General features: G+C 72.7%; 19 protein-coding genes. 1 reads left to right on the forward strand and 18 read right to left on the reverse strand.

Annotation, left to right across the window (positions count from 1 at the left end; genetic code table 11):
• Positions 1-45: 45 nt before the first annotated feature.
• From fliL to DQ237_RS15945, 16 genes are all read right to left on the reverse strand, one after another.
• Positions 46-537 (reverse strand): flagellar basal body-associated protein FliL, encoded by a 492-nt coding sequence (gene fliL, locus DQ237_RS15870; protein ID WP_113801092.1) that lies wholly within the window; start codon positions 535-537, stop codon positions 46-48.
• Complete coding sequence (locus tag DQ237_RS15875) at positions 534-1433, reverse strand: flagellar motor protein MotB (RefSeq protein ID WP_113801093.1); 900 nt, start codon at positions 1431-1433, stop codon at positions 534-536. The genes fliL and DQ237_RS15875 overlap by 4 nt, the downstream gene beginning before the upstream one ends.
• A gap of 28 nt (positions 1434-1461) precedes the next feature.
• Positions 1462-2232, reverse strand: coding sequence for a motility protein A (locus DQ237_RS15880; RefSeq protein WP_113801094.1), 771 nt, complete (start codon positions 2230-2232; stop codon positions 1462-1464).
• Positions 2233-2235: 3 nt separating this feature from the next.
• Entirely contained in the window at positions 2236-2517 is a 282-nt protein-coding gene (locus tag DQ237_RS15885) for a flagellar FlbD family protein (RefSeq protein ID WP_113801095.1), read from the reverse strand.
• Between the two features lie 203 nt (positions 2518-2720).
• A complete protein-coding gene (locus DQ237_RS15890; RefSeq protein WP_113801096.1) occupies positions 2721-3953 on the reverse strand; it encodes a flagellar hook protein FlgE in 1233 nt (410 codons plus the stop codon).
• Positions 3954-4004: 51 nt separating this feature from the next.
• Entirely contained in the window at positions 4005-4439 is a 435-nt protein-coding gene (locus DQ237_RS15895) for a flagellar hook assembly protein FlgD (RefSeq protein ID WP_113801097.1), read from the reverse strand.
• A 17-nt stretch (positions 4440-4456) separates the two neighbouring features.
• On the reverse strand, positions 4457-5875 hold the full coding sequence (locus DQ237_RS20535; RefSeq protein WP_113801098.1) for a flagellar hook-length control protein FliK: 1419 nt from the start codon (positions 5873-5875) through the stop codon (positions 4457-4459).
• Positions 5872-6825, reverse strand: a complete 954-nt coding sequence (locus tag DQ237_RS15905) for an NlpC/P60 family protein (protein WP_113801099.1) — start codon at positions 6823-6825, stop codon at positions 5872-5874. Before DQ237_RS15905 ends, DQ237_RS20535 begins: the two co-directional genes overlap by 4 nt.
• Entirely contained in the window at positions 6813-7271 is a 459-nt protein-coding gene (locus DQ237_RS15910; protein ID WP_113801100.1) for a flagellar export protein FliJ, read from the reverse strand. The genes DQ237_RS15905 and DQ237_RS15910 overlap by 13 nt, the downstream gene beginning before the upstream one ends.
• Positions 7268-8578: a FliI/YscN family ATPase gene (locus DQ237_RS15915; RefSeq protein WP_240619678.1), complete on the reverse strand. Its 1311-nt coding sequence runs from the start codon at positions 8576-8578 to the stop codon at positions 7268-7270. Before DQ237_RS15915 ends, DQ237_RS15910 begins: the two co-directional genes overlap by 4 nt.
• On the reverse strand, positions 8575-9411 hold the full coding sequence (locus tag DQ237_RS15920) for a FliH/SctL family protein (protein WP_240619679.1): 837 nt from the start codon (positions 9409-9411) through the stop codon (positions 8575-8577). Before DQ237_RS15920 ends, DQ237_RS15915 begins: the two co-directional genes overlap by 4 nt.
• Positions 9395-10453: a flagellar motor switch protein FliG gene (gene fliG / locus DQ237_RS15925; RefSeq protein WP_113801101.1), complete on the reverse strand. Its 1059-nt coding sequence runs from the start codon at positions 10451-10453 to the stop codon at positions 9395-9397. The genes DQ237_RS15920 and fliG overlap by 17 nt, the downstream gene beginning before the upstream one ends.
• Complete coding sequence (fliF, locus tag DQ237_RS15930; RefSeq protein WP_113801102.1) at positions 10450-12045, reverse strand: flagellar basal-body MS-ring/collar protein FliF; 1596 nt, start codon at positions 12043-12045, stop codon at positions 10450-10452. Before fliF ends, fliG begins: the two co-directional genes overlap by 4 nt.
• A complete protein-coding gene (fliE, locus tag DQ237_RS15935; RefSeq protein WP_113801103.1) occupies positions 12045-12359 on the reverse strand; it encodes a flagellar hook-basal body complex protein FliE in 315 nt (104 codons plus the stop codon). Before fliE ends, fliF begins: the two co-directional genes overlap by 1 nt.
• Complete coding sequence (gene flgC, locus DQ237_RS15940) at positions 12359-12763, reverse strand: flagellar basal body rod protein FlgC (RefSeq protein ID WP_113801104.1); 405 nt, start codon at positions 12761-12763, stop codon at positions 12359-12361. Before flgC ends, fliE begins: the two co-directional genes overlap by 1 nt.
• A 1-nt stretch (position 12764) precedes the next feature.
• Positions 12765-13115, reverse strand: coding sequence for a flagellar basal body protein (locus tag DQ237_RS15945; RefSeq protein WP_113801105.1), 351 nt, complete (start codon positions 13113-13115; stop codon positions 12765-12767).
• A 344-nt stretch (positions 13116-13459) separates the two neighbouring features.
• Here DQ237_RS15945 and DQ237_RS15950 point away from each other — a divergent pair, with 344 nt between their 5' ends.
• A complete protein-coding gene (locus DQ237_RS15950) occupies positions 13460-14440 on the forward strand; it encodes a hypothetical protein (RefSeq protein WP_113801106.1) in 981 nt (326 codons plus the stop codon).
• A 64-nt stretch (positions 14441-14504) separates the two neighbouring features.
• Here the strand turns inward: DQ237_RS15950 and DQ237_RS15955 are convergent, their stop codons facing one another.
• Positions 14505-14861 (reverse strand): hypothetical protein, encoded by a 357-nt coding sequence (locus tag DQ237_RS15955; RefSeq protein WP_240619680.1) that lies wholly within the window; start codon positions 14859-14861, stop codon positions 14505-14507.
• Positions 14858-15244 carry a flagellar export chaperone FliS gene (gene fliS / locus DQ237_RS15960; protein WP_113801107.1) on the reverse strand — a complete coding sequence of 129 codons (387 nt, stop codon included), beginning with the start codon at positions 15242-15244 and terminating at the stop codon, positions 14858-14860. Before fliS ends, DQ237_RS15955 begins: the two co-directional genes overlap by 4 nt.
• Positions 15245-15296: the final 52 nt, after the last annotated feature.

Here is a 15296-nt window from a genome sequence, read left to right on the forward strand (position 1 = left end):
GTGACCGATGGGGTCCCTGGTGCGCCGCAGGGGTCGGACCCAGGGTTACTGGGTCACGTACTCCGTGTAGTAGATCGCCATGATCGCCTTCACCCCGTCGTGGTCGGTGTAGGCCTCGATGATCTTCTTCTCCAGCGCCTCCTTGAGCGCTTCGCGGGCGCCCACGACGTCGGCCGGCTGGGCCTGCGAGAAGGTGGAGATGACCAGGTCGGTGGCCTTGGAGCCGTCCACACCGCCACCGCCGTGCCCGCCGCTGGCGGCCGCGCCCTCCTCGGTGATCTCCAGGGAGACACCGACCTTGAGGTAGCCCCCGCCGGCGAGGTTCACCGCCACCGGCTCCAGCGCGAGGAAGGTGCCGCTGGACACCGGCTCGGCCTCGGTGGCCTCGGCCTCCCCGGAACTGCTGAAGAGGAAGAAGTAGGCCGCGCCGGCCCCGGCCAGCAGCACGACGGCGAGGATGATGAAGAGCTTCTTCTTGCCGCCCTTCGACTCGGTCTCCTCGCCCTCGGCCGGGGCGTTCTTGTCCTTCTTGCTCATGGGTTCCCTCCCTGGTGGGCGGCGTCGAGGCCCGGCAGCAGCGCGTTGGCCTCTGCCGAGGCGTTGGACAGGACGACGACGTCGACCCGTCGGTTGACGGTGAGTGCGGTGGGGTCGGACTCGGGCACCAGTGGCCGGGTCGAGGAGTAGCCGACGGCGGACAGCCGCTTCTCCGGGACGCCCTGACCGGCGAGGTAGCGCACCACCGTGGTGGCGCGGGTCGCCGAGAGCTCCCAGTTCGACGGCCACGGGCCGCCGCGGGTGACGGGCAGGTGGTTCGCGTGCCCCTCGACGCCGAGGTCGTTGGGCAGCCCGGTGAGGGTGGGCGCGACCGCGGCGAGGATCTCCCGACCCTCGGGCCGCAGCACGGCGGCCTCGGCGTCGAAGAGCACCTGGTCGGCCACGATGTGCACCACCAGGCCGCGCTCGTTGATCTCGAAGCGCGCGGCGCCGGTGTAGCCGGCATCCTCCAGGGCGGCCTCGATCTTCTCGCGGGCCGCGGCCAGGTCGTCGTAGGCCTGCTTGGCCTCGGCGGCGATGTTCTCCGCGCGCTGGGCCGCCGCGGCGGCCGCAGCCTTGTCGATCTGCGCCTGCTGGACCGACGGGTCCGGGGGGATCGCCGAGGCGATGTCGATCGCGCCGGGCAGCCCGTCGAGGACCGAGCCCTCCGGCGTCGCGCCGGGCTGGACGGTGATGGGGCCGCCGAAGGCGGAGGCCATGCCCTTGGCCAGGGCGGCGAACTTCTGCTCGTCGACCTTGCTCATCGCGAACAGCACCACGAACAGCACGAACAGCAGCGTCATCATGTCGAAGGCCGACACCAGCCACCGTTCGTGGTTCTCGTGCTCCTCGTGCTCCTCGTGCTTCTTCCGGCGGCGACCGTGCCCGGTGCTCACGAAGCGCCCCGGGCGGTCGCGGGCCTGATCACGCCGCCTCCTTGGCGACGGCGCCCGGCGGCACGAGCGAGGTCAGCTTCAGGCGGACCGCACGCGGGCTGGTGCCGGCCTGGATCTCGGTGATGCCCTCGACGAGCAGCTCCATCTGGGCGGCCTGCAGCTCGCTGACCCGGAGGATCTTGGCGCCCATCGGCAGGAACCAGAAGTTGGCCGCCATGACGCCCCAGAGCGTGGCGATGAACGCCGCGGAGACCATCGGGCCGAGCGTCTCGGGCTTGTCCAGGTTGGCCATCACGTTCATCAGGCCGACGATGCAGCCCAGGATGCCGATGGTCGGCGCGTAGCCGCCCATGCTGTTCATGAACTTGGCGGCGACCTTGTCCTCGGCCTTCTTCGCCGAGATCTCGCTCTCCAGCACCGCCCGCAGCTCCTCGGGGTCGGTGCCGTCGATGCCCATCTGCAGTCCCTTGCGCAGGAACTCGTCCTCGATCTGCTTGACCTGGGCCTCGAGCGCGAGCAGACCCTCCTTGCGGGCCTTCTCGGCGAGGCTGACCAGGGTCTGGATCTGCTCGGTGGGCGGCGGCACCTTCGCCGGGAGGACGGCCATCTTGAACCAGCCGCCGACCTTCTTCAGGTCGTCCATCGTCTGGCTGGCCGCCGCCGCGCCGAACGTGGCGATGATGACCAGGACGATCGCCGGCAGGAAGATCAGCGCCGTCGGGGCCACGCCCTCGAGGGTCATGAAGACGAACAGGGCGACGATGGAGACGCCGAATCCGATCAGGGTGGCGGGATCCATGGGTCAGCGCTCCTCACGGATCGGGAAGGGCACGACCGAGGAGTCGGCCGCCGCGGGCTCGGCGAGGGTGGACCGGTACGTGCCACGGTCCATCTCGTAGGAGATGGCGAGGATGCCGGCGCGGTACTCGCGGATCTCCTGGAGGACCTCGTCCACGCTCTCCTTGACGACGTACTTCGTGCCGTCCACGAGGAAGGCGACCGTGTCCGGGTGCCCCTCGACCTTCTCGATGAGGTCGGGGTTCAGCGCGAACTGGTCGCCGTTCAGGCGCGTCACTCGGATCACGGGGCGGTCCTCTTGCTCGGTGGGGCCCGGGATCGGGCGGGAACGGCACTGGTGTTTTCGGCCTCGCGGGCGGCTTCCTTGAGCCGAACGCGCTGGCCGGGGACCTGTGAGGGCCCTGTGACGGACGGCCCGGTCACCCCCGCGCGGGAGTGACCGGGCCGTCCGTGGAACGTGCTGGAACGGCCCCGGAGGAGGGCCTTCCGCTAGCGCTTGAGGTTGACCAGGTCCTGGAGGATCTCGTCGGAGGCGGTGATCACGCGGCTGTTGGCCTGGAACCCGCGCTGGGCGACGATGAGGCCGGTGAACTCCTCGCTGAGGTCCACGTTGGACATCTCCAGCGCGCCGGCGTTCAGCACGCCGCGGCCGCCCTGGCCGGCCAGGCCGATCGTGGCCGTGCCCGAGTTGTCGCCGACCCGGAACGTCGAGTTGCCGGCCTTGGCCAGGCCGCTCGGGTTGTTGAACGACGCGAGGGCGAGCTGGCCCAGCGGCTGCCGCAGACCGTTGGAGTAGACGCCCATGATCGTGCCGTCGTTGCCGAGGGTGAACGACTGCAGGGCGCCCAGGGCGTAACCGTCGGGACGCGGGGCCGCGAGGGTGTTCGACCCACCGAACTGGGTCAGCCCCTGCAGGCTCATCGTGACCGTGTTGGTCCAGCTCGGGTAGCCGGCCGGCGTGAAGGGGGCCAGCTCGAAGTCCGGCCCGGCGGGGGTGGTCAGGTTGCCGGCCGTGTCGAACACCAGGCCGGTCGGCGCCATCAGCTCGGTGCCGTCGGAGTGCACGACGCTGACGTCCCAGGTGTTGGCCCCGGTCTTGACGAAGTTGTAGGCGACCTTCTGCAGCACGCCCTGGCTGTCGTACATGTCGGCACCGAGCTGGAAGGAGGTGCCGTCGACGACGTCGGAGGGCAGGTTGCCCTTGATCGAGCCCGCCGTCGTGGGGGTCGGGTTGACCATCTGGCCGTAGGGCACCGACAGGTTCCCCACCGGGCCGTTGGCGTTGACGACACCCTGTCCGTCGGCCATCCAGCCCTGGAGGATCGACCCGTCCGGGGTGACCAGGTTGCCGTTGGCGTCGAAGTCGAACGAGCCGGCGCGGGTGAACAGCTGCTCGCCGCCGGCCCCCTGGACGACGAAGAAGCCGTCGCCCTCGATCATGAAGTCCGTCGACCGGCCGGTGGACTGGGTGGCGCCCTGGGTCCAGTTGGTCGTGATGCCGGCGAGCTTGACGCCGAGGCCGACCTGGGCCGGGTTCGTGCCGCCACGGTCCGCGGCCGGCTGGCCACCGCTGCGCAGCACCTGCGACAGCGTGTCCTGGAAGACGGTCTGGCTGCTCTTGAAGCCGACGGTGTTGACGTTGGCGATGTTGTTGCTGGTGACGTCCATCTTCGTCTGGTGGGCACGCAGGCCGGAGATGGCGGAGAACATCGAGCGGAGCATGGGGTTCCCTCCGGGTGGGAGTGGCGGGTCGGGGGCGCGGTCGGCGCGAGGTCAGCTGGTGGTCGTCGTCTTGCCGATGTCGGTGATCCGGCCGACGGGGACCTGCACACCGCCGACGGTGGCCACGGCGTCGACCTTGTCGGTGCCGAGGCGCACCGAGGAGACGACGCCGGTCCTGGTGGCACCGGTCTCGTCGGTGTAGGTGACGGTCTGGCCGACCATCGCCCCGGCGCTGCTCGAGCGCTGCAGCGCGAGCAGGGAGGCGTTCTGCTTGGCGATCTCCTCGAGCTTCTCCACCTGGGTGAAGGTCGCGGTCTGCGACATCATCTGGTTGGTGTCGGCCGGGTTCGAGGGGTCCTGGTACTTCATCTGCGCGACCAGCAGCTTGAGGAAGGTGTCCTTCCCCATCTGGTCACCGCGGTCGACGGTGTTGGTGGCGGAGTAGGTCGCCCCGGTCGGGACGGATCCGCTGACTGCGTCCGGCATCGTCGTCGGCCTCCTTGTCAGACGCGCACGTCCACGCCGGACGACGTGGATCGCTGGGACGGATGCGCTCGCCCTTCTCCGCTATCGGCAGGCCGACCCCACGACCGTGACCGTTCGCCGGCCTGGTTCTGCTGGGAGCCGCGGTCGGCGAAGCCCTGCTGGGCCTGCTGCTGGGCCTGCTGCTCGGCCGCGTGCCGGGAGAGCCATGACCCGCCGGCGTCGGCGTCGACCTCCACGCGCGAGGGGCTGAGGCCCGCCGCCTCGAGGTCGCGGCGCAGCTCGGGGAGCGCGTCGAGGAGGGCGGCGCGGCCGTGCTCGTGGGCGCCGCGCAGGTGCAGGTCGAGGTTGCCCTTGTGGACGGTCAGCTGGACCTCGACGGGGCCGAGGTTCTCGGGGGTCAGGACCAGCGTCATGGTGTGCGACCCGTCGCCGCCGGCGCTGAGCAGCGCCACCTGACGGCTCACCTGACCGCTGACCGGCAGGGAGGCCTGTGATCCGGTGGCCGACCCGGGGGCGCTGACGCTGCCGGCGGCGGTCGCCCCGGCCGGGGCCGGGGCGGGGCCGGCAGCGGGAGCGACCACGGGCTCGGGTGCGGTGTCGATGTCGGCCGGGGCGGCCTCGGCAGGAGCCGGGCGACCGGCGGCGGCCGGCTCCTGCCCGCCGCCGGCACCGGTACCGGCGTCGCCGGAGGCGGTCGGCAGCGTGGCGAGGGGAGCGCTGGTGGTCGGAGCGGGCGCGTCGGTCGCCAGGGGACCGGCGACCGGCGCGGGCGCGGGCGACGTCGGGGCTGCGGGGAGGGCGGTCGCGTCCGTCGGGGTCGCGGTCACCACCGCCAGCTCGACGGGAGCCGCCAGGAGGGGACCCGCCGGCGTGGCGGGAGCCGGAGCCGAGGCAGGGGCGGTGGCCGGCGGCTGCGCCCCCGCCGGCGCGGTGGCCGGGTCGACGGTCGCCGGCACGGCCCCGGCGACGGCCCCGGCCACCGCCGTCTCCGACGGGACGGTGACGGCCGGTGCGACGGTCGGCAGCGACGCGGTGATCGCGGCGGCGGCGGTCGGCGCGACGGTCGGCAGGGCGGCCGGGACGCCGTCGACCGCCTCGTCCACGGGCGCGACGACCTGCTGCGCGGTCACGGCCGCGGTGCCGCCGGCGAGGGTCAGCGCCCAGAGCGCGGCGGCGACGCCGGCCGAGGCGGTGTCGACCACCGGGGCGGCCGTGCCGTCGGCCTGCGGAGCCTCCTCGCCGGTCGCGGGGTCGCCGGGCCGGCGCTGGCCACCGCCGCAGGTGGCGTCCCGCAGCGGGCCCTGCCCGTCGGCCAGCGCGCCGTCGAGCGCCGAGGCGAACGGCGCCGCGCTGTCGGTGGTACCCCCGTCGGAGGAGGACGAGGAGGAGGAGGTGGCGCGCGCGGCCGGAGCGGCGACGGTCACGGGAGCGGTCATCGGTAGGCCTCTGCCTTGCTCATCACGGAGCGGACGTAGTTCTGGGTCTCGGAGTAGGGCGGGACGCCCCCGTAGCGGGAGACGGTCGCCGGCCCGGCGTTGTAGGCCGCCAGCGCCAGCTCGGTGGAGCCGAACTGCTTGGTCAGGCTGCTGAGGTACTTGGCGGCGCCGTCGATGGCGGAGGCAGGATCCATGGGGTTGACGCCCAGGCCCTTCGCCGTCGCCGGCATGAACTGCATGAGGCCCTGCGCTCCTGCCGGCGAGAGGGCCTGGGTGTCGAAGTTCGACTCCTGCTTCGCGACCGCGGCCAGCAGCGAGGCGTCCAGCCCGTACCTGCCCGCCGAGCGGGAGAACAGGTCCGCGTAGGGCACCCCGGCCAGCGAGCCGCTGCCGCTCGGCGCCGCGGTCGGCGCGGCGGCCGCCTCGGGCAGGACCCGGCGGATCACCGTGGGGTTGCCCACCGACTGCACCTTGACCGTCTCACCGGCCTGGGGCGCGGCGATCATCTGGCCGTTGCCGATGTAGATGCCGACGTGGTCGATCCCCGCGCGGGAGCTGGAGTAGTCGAAGAAGACGAGGTCGCCGGGACGGGCCTGGGCGATCGACGCCACCGGCTTGCCGGCGGTGGCCTGCTGGGACGACGTGCGTGGCAGGTCGATGCGGAGGTTGCCGAAGACCAGCTTCGTGAACCCGGAGCAGTCCAGACCCTTGCTCGGGTCGGTGCCGCCCCAGAGGTAGGGGACGCCCAGGTACTTCTGCGCCTCGCTGACCACGGCGGTCTCCGAGGCCGTGCCGGTGGCGCCCGTCGCGCTGCTCGTCGTCGACGTGCCGGTCAGCCCCGCCGCGCTGGCGGCCGAGGCCCAGCTCGCGGAGGAGCGGGTGGTCGCCGTGGGGGCGAAGCGTGCCTGGATCTCGCTGATGCGGGCCTGGACCGCGCTCAGTCCGTCCATGCCTGGTCCTCCCCGGTACGGGGCGCGCGGCCTGCGCGCCCGGTGACCAAGTCATCGGCAGCCCGCTCCTCCGCCATGTCCATGGCGTGCTGCTGGGCCAGCCGGTGGCGCTCGGCGAGGCGCTCGAGGGCCTTGGTCCGCTGGGCGGCCGCGGTCCACTCGGCCCGGACCGCCTCGGCCTGCTCGGCCTGGGCGAGAGCCGAGAGCCGTGCGTCGGCGGCGTCGGTGGCGGCGGTGCGCAGCAGCACCATGGCCGCGACGAACGAGCCACCCGGCAGGGAGCGGGGCAGGACGGCGTTGCCCAGGGCCGTCTCCTGCTCGGTGGCGCGGCGGTCGGCCTCGACGGCGGCGGACATGGCGGCGGCCGCCGCCGCCGCGGCCGCGCGTTCCTCGGTGCGCCGGAGCTCCAGGACCGGCTGCAGCCGGAACGTCGCCCGCTTGCTCACGCGCCTCTCACGATCCGCTGCAGCCACGCCCACGCCTCGTGGGCCTGCGTCGACTCACCCAGCGGTTGCTGCAGGAACGCGTCGATCTGCGGAGCGAGCTGCCGGGCGCGGTCGACCACCGGATCGCTGCCGGCCTGGTACGCGCCGATCTCGATCAGCTCCCGCACGTCGCGCAGCGCGCCCATCAGCCGGCGGATCTCCCGGGCGTCGGCCATCTGCGCCGGCGGGACGACCGCCCCGGCGACGCGCGAGATGGACTCCAGGACGTCGATCGCGGGGAAGTGACCGACCGTCGCCAGCTTGCGGGTCAGCACGATGTGGCCGTCGAGGATGGACCGCGCGGTGTCGGCGATCGGCTCGTTGTGGTCATCGCCCTCGACGAGCACGGTGTAGAGCCCGGTGATCGAGCCGACCGCGCCGGTCCCGGCCTTCTCCAGCAGCTGCGGCATCATCGCGAAGACGCTCGGCGGGTAGCCGCGGGTGGCCGGCGGCTCGCCCGCCGAGAGGCCGACCTCGCGCTGGGCCATGGCCGTGCGGGTGATGGAGTCCATCAGCAGCAGGACGTCGCGGCCCTCGTCCCGGAACGCCTCGGCGATCCGGGTGGCCACGAACGCCGCCTTGAGCCGGACCAGCGGTGGCTCGTCGGAGGTGGCGACGACGACGACGGTGCGCGCCATGCCCTCCTCGCCGAGGTTCTCCTCGATGAACTCCCGGACCTCGCGACCGCGCTCGCCGATCAGGCCGATGACGCGCACGTCGGCGTCGGTACCACGGGTGATCTGCGCCATGAGGCTGGACTTGCCGACGCCGGAGCCGGCGAAGATGCCGAGGCGCTGGCCCTTGCCGCACGGCACCAGGGTGTCCAGGGCGCGGACGCCGAAGGTGAGCGGCTCCTCGACGCGGGTGCGGGACAGAGCGTGCGGGGTCTCGGTCTCCAGGTCGACCCAGGAGACGCGACTGCCCAGCGGCGGCCCACCGTCCACGGGCCGGCCGAGTCCGTCCAGCACGCGGCCGAGCAGCGCCTCGCCGACCGGCACCTGGAGCGGGCGGCCGGTGGCGCGGACCGGGGCGCCGGCGTGCACGCCGGACAGTCCGCCCAGCGGCATGCAGGTCAGCCGCTCCTTGCCGACCGCGACGACCTCGGCGAGCAGCGGCCGGTCGGTCGGGTTGACCTCGACGAGGTCGCCCACCGCGGCGCTGACGCCGTCGACGCTGAGGGTGAGGCCCATGGCGCCGGTCACCGAGCCGGTGACCTGCGGGCGGGCGGCGGCACGGGCCCGGTCGAGCATCACGGGGGAGACGGTCACGAGTTCAGCACTGCCTGGACGCGCTCCAGCGCCGTCCCGAGCTGGGCGTCGATCCGGCGGGGGCCGGACTCCGCCACGGCGCCGGCCCGCTCGATCGACGGGTCGGGGAGGACGCGGATGCTGTCCGGCAGCTCGGCCAGCGCCTCGGCGGGAACCTCCGCCAGGTCGTCGGGGTGCAGCCGGACGACGGCCGGTGCGTCGGCGGGGCAGAAGGCGAGTGCGCGGCGGACGGCGTCCATCACGGGGTCGGCGGCCAGCGCCAGCTCGCGGCCGAGGATGTCCTCGACCAGCGTGAGCACCGTGCCGAGGATCGACTCGCGGATGTCCTCGGCCACGGGCAGAGCGGCCTGCTCGAGCTCGCGGGCGGCGGCGCCCAGCGCGGCGGTCGCCGAGACCAGGCGGCGCTCCCACCGGGCCTGCACCTCGGCCAGCCGCTCCTGGGCGGCACGCTCGACCTCCGCGACGACGGACTCGGCCGCCACGAGGCCGTCGGCGTGACCGGCCGCGAACCCCTCGGCCCGCGCCTGGGCGCGCAACCGGTCGAGCTCCTCGGCGTACACGTCACCGAGCCGGAAGGAGGGCTTCCCGCCGGCGACCGGCTGGTCCTCGGCGCGGCGCACGGTGGTGCGCCGCTCCACGGGGAACGACTGCGGGTCGGCCGCGGCCGGCGCGTGCGTGGCGGGGGCGACCAGCTCGTCCGCGGCGGGACGGGCCGCCGGGACGACCGCAGGGACGGCGGCGGTCAGGCCGCGCTCGGCCATGACCTCCCGGTACGGCCGGGCCTGCGCGGCGGAACCGCCGCGCAGGACCGCGCCCTCACGCAACGAACTCATCGTCGCCGCCGCGCGAGATCGTCAGCACACCCTGCTCCTCGAGCGTGCGGATGACACCGACGACCTTGGCCTGGGCCTCCTCGACCGTCCGGGTGCGGACCGGGCCGAGCAGCTCGATCTCCTCGGCGAGGTTCTCGGCCGCGCGCTCGGAGAGGTTGCGCTGCACCTTGTCGCGGACGTCGGGCCGCACACCCTTGAGGGCGGTGGCCAGGTCGTTGGCCTCGACCTCGCGCAGGACCAGCTGCAGGGAGCGGTCGTCGATGGTGACGATGTCCTCGAAGACGAACATCTGCGCGCGGACCTGCTCGGCGAGCTCCGGGTCGCTGTTGTCCAGCCACTCGAGGATGGAGCGCTCGGTGGGCCGCGGCGAGCGGTTGATGATCTCGACGAGGGTCTCCACACCGCCCACGGTGGTCATGTCCTGGTGCGCCAGGATCGAGCCCATCCGCCGGCCGAGCTCCTCCTCGACCAGACGGACCATCTCCGGGGAGGTGCGGTCCATCGTGGCGATGCGGTGGGCGACCTCGGCCTGCTGCTCCGGCACGAAGCCGGAGAGGACCTCGGCGGACTGGGCCGCGGTGAGGTGGGCGAGCACGAGGGCGATCACCTGCGGGTGCTCGTCCTTGAGGAAGGTGACCAGCTGACGGACGTCGGCCTGGCGCAGCGAGGCGAACGGCACCTCGGTGTAGACCACGTTCAGCCGGGAGAGGATGCCCTCGGCCTTGTCCTGACCCAGACCGGCGGCGAGGATCTCGCGGGCGAACTCGACGCCGCCGCGGCCCACGAACTGCTGCGCGGTCATGAGCCCGTGGAACTCGCGCATGACGCCGTCGACGTCCTCGAGCTCGACCGACCCGAGCTTCATCAGCTCACGGGTGAGGGCCTCGACCTCGCGGGGGCGGAGCTGGGCCAGCAGCACGCCGGCCTCCTCCTTGGTCATCTGGGCGAGGAAGACGGCGGCCTTGCGCAGGCCGGGCATCTCCGGGCGCGGGGGAGTGGCCAGGGCGCCCGGCGTGCCGGTGGGGATGCTGGCGAGGGTCATGACTTGTTCTCGCTCAGCCAGCCGCGCAGCATGGCTGCGACCTCGTCCGGACGCTCGCTGACCATCGTCGAGATCTCCCCCCGCACCTTGGCGCGCTCGGCGGCCTCCAGCTCGAGCTGGGCGTCGGTGAGCTCGACCTCCTCACGGGTGCTGGACACCCGGAGACGGTCCAGCTCGGCGAGCATGTCGTCGTCGAGCTCGAGCGGCTCGTAGTCCTCCTCGACCTCCTCGCGGCCCCGGCGGGAGCGGAGCCAGACGATGAGGACGACCAGGGCGATGCCGGCCGCGATGCCGCCGGTGCGGATCATCGACCACATCTGCTCGCTGGCCTCGGCCTCGCGCGCGGCCTCCATCGCCTGGGCGGCGTTCTTGGCGGCGGTGTCGTCGAAGGGCATGGAGGCGACCGTGATGTCGTCACCGCGGGCCGGGTCCAGGCCGACGGCGGTGGTCATCAGGTTGGTCATCTGCTGCTGGTTGAGGTTGCCGGCGACGGCGTCGTTCATGACCACGGAGACGGTCAGCCGGCGGAGGTCGCCCGGGGCGTCCTCGGTGACCTCGGTGGTCTTCCCGACGGCGTTGTTGGCCGTCGTGGACTCCTTCTGGTAGTTCGAGGCGCCGCCACCGGCGTTGTTCGCCGCGTCGGGCATGTTCTCCGGGCCCAGGACGCCGCCGACGGGAACGCCGGAGCCGGTGTAGTTCTCGGTGGTCTTCTGCTCCGACACCGGCGGCGTGCCGTTGTCGTAGTTGTAGGTCTCCGAGGTGGTGTTGCGCTTGGAGAGGTCGACGTCGGCGCGGACGGAGACCACGGAGTTGTTCGGGCCGACGACCGAGTCGAGGATCTTCTGGGCGCTCGCGGCGAGCCGGTTCTCGTACTCCTGCTCGACCTGGGAACGGGCGTCGCCCGCGGCGGCGGTGATGCCGGTGCCCGGGGCGGAGAGGACCCGGCCGCTGGCGTCGGCGACCGTCACCTGCTCGGGGTCCATGTCCTGGACGCTGGAGGAGACCAGGTTCGTCACGGCCTGGATCTGCTCGCCGGAGAGCTGCGTGCCGGGGGCGAGGTCGAGGAGGACGGAGGCGGTCGGCTCGGCCTTGTCGGTCACGAAGACCTCGTCCTCGGGCAGCGCGACGTGCACGACCGCGGAGTTGACGCCGGCCAGCGCCTCGAGGGTGTTGGAGAGCTCGCCCTCGAGCGCCCGCTGGTAGGTGACCTGCTGCTGGAACTCGCTGGTGGTGATGCCCTGCTCGTCGAGCAGCGCGTAGCCGGTGTCCTGGCCGGCGGGCAGACCCTTGCCGCTCATGGTCAGGCGGAGGTCGTAGACCTTGTCCTTCGCGACCATGATCGTGGTGCCGCCGTCGGCGAGCTCGTAGGCCACGCCCTCGGCGTTGAGCTCCTCGACGATCGCCGAGGCGTCGCTGGCCGCGAGGTTGGAGAACAGCGGGGCCTGCGTGGGAGCGGTGATCCAGCTGTAGAAGAAGAACCCGCCGAGGAGCAGCCCGATGAGCAGCAGGCCGATGACGACCTTCTGCCCCAGGCTGATCGAGGCGAACGTGGAGCGGGCACGCTCCAGCGTCCCGGCGAGTGCCGACGGCATCAGATCTGCATCCTCATGATCTCGTTGAAGGCCGCGACGGCCTGGTTCTTGATGGTCACGACCATCTCGGTCGCCAGACCGGACTCAGCGCTGGCGATCATGTAGTCGTGCACGTCCTTCAGGTCGCCGGTGGCGGCCTGCAGGGCGAGGTTCTCGGTGGTGGACTGCGTGGCCTGGAGCTTGTCGAAGGCCCCGGCGAGGACGGCGGCGAAGCCGTCGGCGCCCTCGGTGGCCGTCGTGCCGCGGGTGCTGCCGGCGACCCCGGAGGTCGCACCGACACCGACGAGCGGGATGCCCCCGAGCGGGACGGTCATCAGCGGCGTCCGAGCTGCAGCGCGGCCTGGTAGGCGCTGGTCGCCCGCTCGACGACGGCGAGGTTGGCCTGGTAGCCGCGCTGCGCCATCATCATGTGGGTCATCTGGTCACCCAGGTCGATGTCGGGGTACTTGACGTAGCCCTCGGCGTCGGCGAGCGGGTGGTCGGGCTCGTAGACCATGCGGCCCTCGGCGCTGCCGAACTCGGCCCGGGCGACGCGCACGCCACCCTCGCCGGTCCCGTAGTCGACCGCGCGGGCGACGACGAGCCGCTCCTGGAAGGCGTCCTCGTTCGTCCGGGTGACGGTGTTGATGTTCGCGATGTTGTCGGAGACGGCGTCGAGCCACTTCCGGTGCGTCATCAGCCCGGACTGAGAGATGCTCAGTGCCTGGAACGTGCTCATGTCAGTTCGTCCTCAGCGCCGTGCGCATCGACGTGTACTTGCCGTCGAGCGCGTTGAGAGCCAGCTGGTAGCGCAGGCCCGTCTCGGTGGCGATGACGGTCTCGGCGTCCAGGTTGACGTTGTTGCCGTTGGTGTTGGTCGGCTCGAGCGAACGCGTGGTCGTACCGCCGGAGATGGTCGGCAGCTGGCCGCTGGAGACGGCTCCGCGCAACGACGTCTCGAAGTCGGTCCGCCCGGCCAGGAAGCCGGGGGTGTTGACGTTCGCGATGTTGTCGGCGGTGACCCGCTGACGCTGCGCGAGGCCGGCGAGGGCCGCGTGCAGCGCCGTCGAGGTGGTGTCGCCCCCGATCATGGGGCGGCGGGGCAGCGCGTGGAGCGGGACACGATCGACCTCCGGGTAGGCGGAAGGCACTCGCGAGCGAGTGGGGGGCCGCCGATCCATGGCGAAGGTGTTGCTCTCCGTGCAGCTGCTACATCGGCACGGCCCGGAAGCGGGTTGACCTCCGGTACGTCACTCGGGTGACGCGAGGAGCCCGCTGAGCAGGCCGGTGCGTGATCGCACCCGTGTGACTCGTGGTGCTCCGCCGGTCCCGGGGGTACGGCTGGGGCGGCTGCGCCGGGCGCCGGGTCCGGCTGGCGCCCGCAGCGGCGGGTGCTCCACCGGGCGGGTGGGGAGCTGGGGTAGAGACGGGTCCGATGAGCATCAAGCTGATGAAGCGCGCCACCTTCCTGTGCCCCACGGTCACCACCGGAGGGCCCGAGGCGATCCACCAGGTGGCCCAGGTCCTGAACGAGGAGGGGCTCCCCACCGACATCGCCTACTACGGCGACGGCGGCCGGCTGCGTCTCGACGGTGCCCGGCTGGTCGTGGAGCAGCCCGCCGAGAACCCGTGCCTGGAGGCGTACGCCCGCTACCGGCCGGTCGTGAGCCCCGGGGCCCTGCTGCGTCGCCACCACCTGCTGGTGCTGCCCGAGGTGCTGGCGGGGTCCGCGCCGGTCTTCCGCGGCGCATCGGTGGCCGTCTGGTGGCTCTCGATCGACAACGCGCCGATCGTCGCCGACCCCGCGGCGCTGCGGCTGCTGCTGGCCGACCGGGAGGTGCGGCACTTCACCCAGAGCGCCTACGCCGAGGACTTCCTGCGACGCACCGGTGGGCGGGGCTCCGACCCGCTGGGCGACTACACCGACCCGCGGTTCGCCGCCCTCCGACCGCAGGCGCCCAACGTGGTGCCGGGCGTCGCCTACAACCCGGCCAAGGGTGCCGAGCTGGCGGACGCCTTCTTCGCCGCCAACCCCGGGCTGCGGGGTGTGCCGATCCGCGGCATGACCAAGGACGAGGTGGCCGACCTGCTCTGCTCGACGCAGGTCTACGTGGACTTCGGGCACTTCCCCGGCAAGGACCGGCTGCCGCGGGAGGCCGCGGCCGGAGGTGCCGTGGTGTTCCTGCGGCGCCGGGGCGCCGGTGCCTACGCCGAGGACTTCCCGGTGCCGGACTTCTTCCGTTTCGACGAGGAGGACCTCGCGTCGGGGGAGCTGGCGCGGCGCATCGCCGCCGTGCAGTCCGAGCCGGCGTCGTTCTTCGCGCAGCAGGAGCCGCTGCGCACCGCGGTGCAGGGCGAGCAGGAGACCCTGCGGGCGCAGGTCCGCGCCCTGCTGGGCAGCCGGCCGGCCGCCTGACGCCCCCGGACGCGTCAGCGCCCCCGCCCCTCCGGAAGGAGGAGCGGGGGCGCTGTGCCGAGGTTCAGAGACCGCGGTCGACGAACGCGGCGGTCGGCCGGCTGGGTGCGTAGGACATGCGGGCGGCGAGGTCGCGCTGGCGCTGCGACTGCATGATCCGCTCGACCAGCTCCTCGGCCACGGCGAGCTGGTGCTGCAGCAGCTTGGCGGCCCGGTCACGGAGGTCGTCGGGCAGCGAACCCAGGCTCGACGGCGGGACCCAGTCCTCGGCGCGGCGGCCCCAGGACTCGATCTCCTCGACGCGCCCCTGGGCCATCGTCTGCTCGGCGGCGACGACCTCGCCCTCGAGGTGCGTGAGGACCGACGTCCAGTCCACCGGCCCCGGCGTGCCCTCGTCCGGAGCGGCCGGCTGCCCGGTCACGAGGCGGAGCCGGCCAGGGACGAGGCAGCCTGGCGCCACGCGTCGCGGAGCGGCTCGACGACCTGACGGCACGAGGCGATCCGGTTGGTGTCGAGCTTGATGTTGGCCTGCTGCAGCTCGCTGATCAGCCAGTTGTAGAGAGCGGCCAGGCGGGGGCCGCCGTCCCAGACGTCGACGCGGAGGCTGGACAGCAGCTCGTAGACGATCGCCTGCGCGTGCTGCAGCTGCTCGCTGGCCTCCGAGCGGTCACCCGCCGCGACGGCGAGCTGCGCGCGCTCCAGGTCGAGGGCGAGCCGGTCGTACAGCATCACCAGCACCTGCTGCGGCGAGGCGGTCGCGACCGAGTCGCCGAGGTAGCGGGCGCGGAGGGAGGCGGCACTCATCGTGGGATCTCCTGGAACGAGGGGGTGGTGCGTGCTGAGGGGTCAGCCGACG

Origin of the sequence: Blastococcus sp. TF02-8, from assembly GCF_003319175.1 — a bacterium.
In the GTDB taxonomy this organism is placed as follows: Bacteria; Actinomycetota; Actinomycetes; order Mycobacteriales; family Geodermatophilaceae; genus Blastococcus.

Bases quoted from the DNA above. Each gene is read 5' to 3' on its own strand.
- fliL (WP_113801092.1), bottom strand. From the start codon at position 537: ATGAGCAAGAAGGACAAGAACGCCCCGGCCGAGGGCGAGGAGACCGAG.
- DQ237_RS15880 (WP_113801094.1), bottom strand. From the start codon at position 2,232: ATGGATCCCGCCACCCTGATCGGATTCGGCGTCTCCATCGTCGCCCTG.
- DQ237_RS15890 (WP_113801096.1), bottom strand. From the start codon at position 3,953: ATGCTCCGCTCGATGTTCTCCGCCATCTCCGGCCTGCGTGCCCACCAG.
- DQ237_RS15895 (WP_113801097.1), bottom strand. From the start codon at position 4,439: ATGCCGGACGCAGTCAGCGGATCCGTCCCGACCGGGGCGACCTACTCC.
- DQ237_RS20535 (WP_113801098.1), bottom strand. From the start codon at position 5,875: ATGACCGCTCCCGTGACCGTCGCCGCTCCGGCCGCGCGCGCCACCTCC.
- DQ237_RS15905 (WP_113801099.1), bottom strand. From the start codon at position 6,825: ATGGACGGACTGAGCGCGGTCCAGGCCCGCATCAGCGAGATCCAGGCA.
- DQ237_RS15920 (WP_240619679.1), bottom strand. From the start codon at position 9,411: ATGAGTTCGTTGCGTGAGGGCGCGGTCCTGCGCGGCGGTTCCGCCGCG.
- fliG (WP_113801101.1), bottom strand. From the start codon at position 10,453: ATGACCCTCGCCAGCATCCCCACCGGCACGCCGGGCGCCCTGGCCACT.
- fliF (WP_113801102.1), bottom strand. From the start codon at position 12,045: ATGCCGTCGGCACTCGCCGGGACGCTGGAGCGTGCCCGCTCCACGTTC.
- fliE (WP_113801103.1), bottom strand. From the start codon at position 12,359: ATGACCGTCCCGCTCGGGGGCATCCCGCTCGTCGGTGTCGGTGCGACC.
- flgC (WP_113801104.1), bottom strand. From the start codon at position 12,763: ATGAGCACGTTCCAGGCACTGAGCATCTCTCAGTCCGGGCTGATGACG.
- DQ237_RS15945 (WP_113801105.1), bottom strand. From the start codon at position 13,115: ATGATCGGGGGCGACACCACCTCGACGGCGCTGCACGCGGCCCTCGCC.
- DQ237_RS15950 (WP_113801106.1), top strand. From the start codon at position 13,460: ATGAGCATCAAGCTGATGAAGCGCGCCACCTTCCTGTGCCCCACGGTC.
- fliS (WP_113801107.1), bottom strand. From the start codon at position 15,244: ATGAGTGCCGCCTCCCTCCGCGCCCGCTACCTCGGCGACTCGGTCGCG.